We start from the raw sequence: 6000 nt of genomic DNA on the forward strand, positions 1-6000 counted from the left end.
CCGACTCCTTCGACGGACATGAGTTCGCCCCTGTCGGCCTGGACGATCTCGCTAATGCTGATACTCTTTTGCCATCGTCTCATACTGTCGGACGTAAGCCTTTCAAGAATTTCGCCACCCCGGGGTGGCGAATATCTTTACGAAGTTACGTCCAACAGTATCAGCAATAGAGTGGTTCAGATCGAATTCCTTCTTGATGGCCTTTCCAAGTTGTGAAGCTCTTTCTCTTCCTTCGATTCTCGGTCAGTTGCTGCAACACGCCAAACGAACTCCCGACGGATGTCCTCCATCACTTCGTCGAGCGGAGAAGCAGACCTGTCTCTTCTTCAGTGGCGATACCTGAGTGGATGTCCTGAACGCCGTTAATCGTTCGGGGTGGTCACCCTTCGTGTCGGTCACGTCCGGATTCCATGCCGGAGCGCATAAACGCCGCCAGGATGCGGCCGATGCTGGAGTCGCCGGTCCAGAGCGCTTCTTCCTCGACGGGCGCGTCATCGGTTTTGGCGGCGAGCAACACGGTACCGTCGTCGACCATCAGCGCCCGTCCGGCAAAGTCCGCGGGGTTGTCTTCGGACATGACGAAGACAGTTACCGGATCGTCGGCAAAGGTGTCATCAAGTGACCGGTCGGCGGTCACGACAGTCACGTCAGCACCATCGGTCCCTACGGCACGGAGCGCGTCCGCGATGGCCGCGGTCGTCGCCCCCACGGTCGGGGAGACGAAGACGACAGTATGGTCCGCCGACCGCACCAGCGCCGTAATCCGGTCGTCGATCGGCTGGCGACCGCGGAGCGTCGAGACGTCCTGTCCGCCCGCGCGGTCGGTCTCGGTCGCACGTATCGATTCGAGGCGGTCGAACGCCCGTGAAGTCTCCCGCTCGAGGCGTTCGGTCAGGAGCGCACGCGCCGTCGATAGCTCGACCGGCCGGTACGCCTTCGGTGACGACTGGACTATTTCGACGAGACCCCGATCTGCCAGCTTGTCGGCCGCACCGTACACCTGTGACCGGGGCACCTCCGAGAGTTCGCTCACCTCCTGGGCGGTTCCGCTGCCGAGTTGCTGGAGGGCGACGAACACCTGCGCCTCGTAGTTGGATAGCCCCAGCGTTCGCAACGCTTCGACCGCCTTACGCTCACTCATTGTCCCTCTGTCGTCGCTTGTGACTTGATTTCATTATTGCTCTCCGGTTCCATGATGCCGGCTGTCGAGGATAGAAGTAAATATAGTAGATATCTACAAACACTTAATAACTCCGCGGGAGGAGAGATTGACAACAAGGGATCACAAGTGTATGGAATCGAGTCTGGAAAGCGGTGCCTCGCTGGGCGAATGCCACCACGTGAGAGGGGTGGATGCTGAGTATGGCCGGTAAGCGTTCGCGCTGGTACGCAGAACAGATTGCGACACACAGCAAACTCGTCATCGTCGCCGTGCTGGCACTCACTGCAGTCGTCGCGGCGGGAACGGCGTTCGGGGGCGCGGGCGAGCAGGATATCGGCGGCTTCGGCGTTGAGTCCGAGGAGACCGACGCACAGGATTTCGTGCGGGAAAACTACGGCGGTGACGAGGGCGTCGCTGCCCAGCTCGTCGTCCGCAACGATGGCGGCGACGTGCTGACCCGGGATTCACTGCTCGAGGGTCTGTATCTCCAGCAGGAGATACGCGAAAACGGGACGCTGAACGCGACGCTGGCAGCGCCGGGATTCATCGGCATCGAGAACATCGTTGCGACGGCAGCCGTTGCCGAGGACACACGACAGCCACCGACTGGTCAGCCGTCGCTTTCCACACAGATTGACGCGCTCGAATCACGTGACGATGAGGCGGTCGAACAGCTACTCGCCGAGGTTCTCGACCCCGAGAGCAACGCGCTGGGCCAGCAGGACCCCTACAAGTTCCTCCCCCGAAGCTACGAGCCGGGGTCGACGACAGCCTCGGCACGGTTGACCCTCGTCGCACAGGCCGACAACAGCGGGGAAGACGAGAATCCACAGGCCGCATACGACGCACAGGTGGTCATCGATCGGCTGGCACAGGACCGGTTCGACGACGCGTTCGTGTTCGGCCAGGGGATTCAGGACGACGCCTCCTCACGGGCGACCGGCGACAGTTTCGCCATCATCACGCCCTTCGCGCTCGTCCTCATCGTACTCGTTCTCGGCATCACGTATCGAGACTTGCTCGATATCCTGCTCGCATTCGTGGGTATCGGCGTCGTACTGGCGTGGCTCGCCGGTCTCATGGGGTGGCTCGCTATCCCGATGAACGTCATCCTCATCGCCGTGCCCTTCCTGCTCATCGGCCTGAGTATCGACTACGCGCTCCACGTCGTGATGCGATATCGTGAGGCCCGTGAGGGAACACTCGACGGGGACGGTGAGGAGACGCGGGAGCGTTCTATCCGCACCGCGATGACGGTTGGACTCGGGAGCGTCGTGCTGGCGCTCGTCGCCGCGACTGTCTCGACGGCCGTCGGCTTTCTCTCGAATGTCGTCAGTCCGCTCCCGGCGATTCAGGACTTCGCGGTTCTCAGTGCCGGTGGCATCCTCGCCACGTTCGTCGCCTTCGGCGTCTTCCTCCCGGCGCTGAAAATCGAGGTCGACGGGTTCGTCGAGAACCGACTCGGCCGGAGCCGACGGAAATCCGCCTTCGGTGTCGATAGCGGGCGGGCAAACGCGGTGCTCGAACGGTTGGCCGGGCTCACGACCCGCACGCCGGTCGCTATCGTCGTCGTCGCGCTGCTCCTGGCCTCGGCGGGTGCCTACGGCGCGACGGGCATCGATACGGAGTTCAACCAGGCCGACTTCCTCCCGCAAGATGCCCCCGACTGGACTGAATACCTGCCGGGTGGGCTGGCTCCGGACACCTACACTATCGCCGAGGATTTCGACTATCTCAGCAACAACTTCCAGCTTCGGGGAGACGGTGGTCAGTCGCAAATACTGATACGCGGCACCGTTTCCGATCCCGCAGTCCTGCAGGCACTCGATGACGCGGGAGCGGGCGTCGAATCGGACAGTTCCGTCCAGCTCCGCCCCGACGGACGAGCGGCGGTCGACGGGCCACACACCGCGATTCGGGACGTTGCGGCCGACAACGAGACCTTCGCCGCGCTGGTCGCGGGCAACGATTCGGACGGCGACGGCCTCCCCGATTCGAACGTCTCGGCAATATACAGCGCGCTGTTCGCTACTGACCAGCAGGCCGCTAGCCAGGTGCTCAGTCGCGCCGACAACGGCACCGTCACCTCGACGCGCTTGCTCATCTCGGTCCGGAGTAGCGAATCGGCACAGACTATCGCAGCCGACACCCGCGCGTACGCCGACCGGATCGAAGCCGACGGTGCCGGTATCAGCGCGGTTGCGACGGGTGGTACGGTCACGACCGCCGTCATTCAGGACGCGCTGCTGGAGACGCTGGTCGAGGCATTCGCGGTGACGCTCGTCGTAATCCTCCTGTTCCTGACGGGACTGTTCTGGGCGCGCTACCGGTCGCTATCGCTGGGCGCGGTGATCCTCCTCCCGGTCGTGGTCTCGCTGGCGTGGCTACTGGGCGCGATGTCGCTGCTCGGTATCGCCTTCAACAGCGAAACGGCCGTCATAACCAGCCTCGCCATCGGGCTGGGTGTTGATTACAGCATCCACGCCGGCGAGCGCTTCGTTGACGAGCGCGAGAAACGCGACCAGCTCACGACAGCGGTCCGGCGGATGATTACCGGCACGGGCGGAACCTTGCTTGCCAGCGCCGCCACGACCGCTGCCGCCTTCGGCGTTCTCGCCTTTGCGCTCTCGCCCCCGCTCCAGCGCTTTGGCATCGTCACTGGCATGGCAATTCTGTTCGCCTTCCTCGCTGTCGTGGTCATGCTCCCCGGACTGCTCGTCCTCCGGGAGCGGGCGCTCGTGCGGTGGGAGCTGCGAGACTAGCTTTCCGTCATTGGACAGTCAGCGTCTGGCTTCGAATGTCCGCCGTTCGGGGAATTCTCGGCGATAGTATAGATGAACCTACTGGTTCTTGTCATCGAGTATCCGCCAGTGTACCAGCCTTCGTGTGGACCGTTTCTCCTGTCTACGAGGCCATCGCAGCCCTTGGTGTGCCAGCCGTTGTTGTCCAGACTGGCTCGCTTGTCCTCACTCTCCTGCTTGTCGCCTTGAGACGCCGAAGCAGACTGACCGTCGTCCTTTTTTTTTTGATTGTTGCTCATGGGATCTGCGGTACAGGATTGATCGTATTAGAGTGATTTTGCCCAGTCGATGGCTTCGGTTCGGTCCTCGGTAGCGAGCGTATCGAGATCGCCGACATCAACTTTGCCACGGAGGCTGATTGCCTTGATGCCGTCAGCGACGACCGCCCAGCGATCGACATTCGACTGGTTGAGCCGTTGACCGGTCTCTTCCCATACTTCGAACACGTCGCCGGTGAACGGATCGTCAAGCTTGCCGACCGTCACCATCCCATCGATGTCATGCGTCTCAAGCAACTCTTCGAATATTGGATACGCATCTTCGCGGAACGCCGCCAGTTCCATGCCCGGAAGAAACTCCCAGACCATCACGTCGCTATCGACTTCAACTGTCCAGCCGTCACCGGTTTTCGAGGTTCCCATAATTAGAGCTCCTCAAATAGATATATAAGTAATTGGTAACCACATAGTAATGATATTCAGTGGCTACTATAGCGTCCATCTGCGAAATGCTGGATGACATTGAGGCGACTACGATACTCGATGTCGACGGGGGGTCTCGACGGGTATGAGGTCAACCGCGAGATTCTGACGATTCTGAACGAGTTGATCACGAACGCCGTCAAGCATACCAAGAGTTCCGACCCGAGGGGGCGCGTCGTTGTGATAGCCAGTGGCGACAGCGAGATTCGGTTCTCGGTGGAAGATAACGGACCAGGGCTGGCCTCTCAGGAACAGCGCATCCTGACTGAGGATGAAGAAACGCAACTCAGCCACAGTAGCGGGCTCGGCCTTTGGATGGTGACATGGATCGCGACTACTGTGGAGGAACTGTGACGGCTGACGTCGATTCCGACGGGACCACGATTCACGTCTTTGTCCCAATGTAGCCCCCGAAAGTGTCCGAGAGCTTTTGAGGATGAGTTTCCCGACACAGGAGTGAAATCCGCCACCTCGGCATAGTGTTCTGTTCAGTGAATTTAGTGAGCGGTCGATACAGAAGGTGTAGTCGGCAGGCTCAGATGTGGCAATCTTTCTATTAAGATTATTATGAATACGCGAGTATCATATACGTATGCTCGTTGAGGATCTGATGCAGACGGACATCGTCACATCTGATATCGAAGAGACGGTTCGGGGAGCGGTAGAACAAATGCTCCGCAATCATGTTGGGAGTGTAGTCGTGGTGAACAACGGCAATCCGACCGGGATCGTCACTGAAACAGACATCCTCAAAGTTGGCTACGGTACTGAAAGCTGCTTCGGCGATATCCCGCTTGAACTAGCGATGAGTCAGCCACTGGTAACCATTGCACCCGACAAATCGCTTCGAGCAGCGATGCGAACGATGAGGACCGAGAACATCAAAAAACTCCCCGTCCAAGACGGGATCGATTTAGTCGGTATCCTGACAATGGTTGACATCACCCGGGAATACAACGACATCGTGAAAGAGATCCACGCTATGGAACAACCAGCGGGACTCAGTGAAGCCGAACTCCGGGGGCTCAGCTCTCGGCGTGAGTGAAACAGACGGAGTGGTATAACCCCCCCTCTAAGGTAAGTCGGCGAGACACTCATGTGAGTGTACTCTCAAACCCATTACGTGCTCTAAATCTTGTTGCCTCTAACACACAGTGAGTAAACCAGACATACAGCCTCTCGCTCAGTAGGCCTGTGTATTAGGTGTTACTCAGCTTTGAACGTTGAAGTAGGAGCGTGACGTAGGCGGTAGCGAACACGGATGATGCCGATTACGGACTTCTTGTCGTGCACGCACGTGTTCGACGAGTTTGAGTCGTTGTCATCTGCGCAATGT

Annotated in this window: 5 protein-coding genes; 3 read left to right on the forward strand and 2 right to left on the reverse strand. The window is 59.5% G+C overall.

Annotation, left to right across the window (positions count from 1 at the left end; genetic code table 11):
- Positions 1 to 379: 379 nt before the first annotated feature.
- Positions 380 to 1141 (reverse strand): TrmB family transcriptional regulator, encoded by a 762-nt coding sequence (locus tag WDJ60_RS17985; protein ID WP_340102110.1) that lies wholly within the window; start codon positions 1139 to 1141, stop codon positions 380 to 382.
- A 221-nt stretch (positions 1142 to 1362) separates the two neighbouring features.
- Between WDJ60_RS17985 and WDJ60_RS17990 the strand changes: the two genes are divergently transcribed.
- Positions 1363 to 3924: an efflux RND transporter permease subunit gene (locus WDJ60_RS17990; protein ID WP_340102111.1), complete on the forward strand. Its 2562-nt coding sequence runs from the start codon at positions 1363 to 1365 to the stop codon at positions 3922 to 3924.
- A 305-nt stretch (positions 3925 to 4229) separates the two neighbouring features.
- Here WDJ60_RS17990 and WDJ60_RS17995 read toward each other — a convergent pair whose 3' ends face one another.
- Positions 4230 to 4604 carry a hypothetical protein gene (locus WDJ60_RS17995; protein ID WP_340102112.1) on the reverse strand — a complete coding sequence of 125 codons (375 nt, stop codon included), beginning with the start codon at positions 4602 to 4604 and terminating at the stop codon, positions 4230 to 4232.
- Positions 4605 to 4724: 120 nt separating this feature from the next.
- On the opposite strand from WDJ60_RS17995, the gene WDJ60_RS18000 reads away from it, so the two are divergent.
- Entirely contained in the window at positions 4725 to 5018 is a 294-nt protein-coding gene (locus WDJ60_RS18000) for an ATP-binding protein (RefSeq protein WP_340102113.1), read from the forward strand.
- Between the two features lie 238 nt (positions 5019 to 5256).
- Positions 5257 to 5709, forward strand: coding sequence for a CBS domain-containing protein (locus WDJ60_RS18005; RefSeq protein WP_340102114.1), 453 nt, complete (start codon positions 5257 to 5259; stop codon positions 5707 to 5709).
- Positions 5710 to 6000 lie beyond the last annotated feature (291 nt).

The organism is Salinibaculum salinum (assembly GCF_037645885.1).
Classification (GTDB): Archaea; Halobacteriota; Halobacteria; order Halobacteriales; family Haloarculaceae; genus Salinibaculum; species Salinibaculum salinum.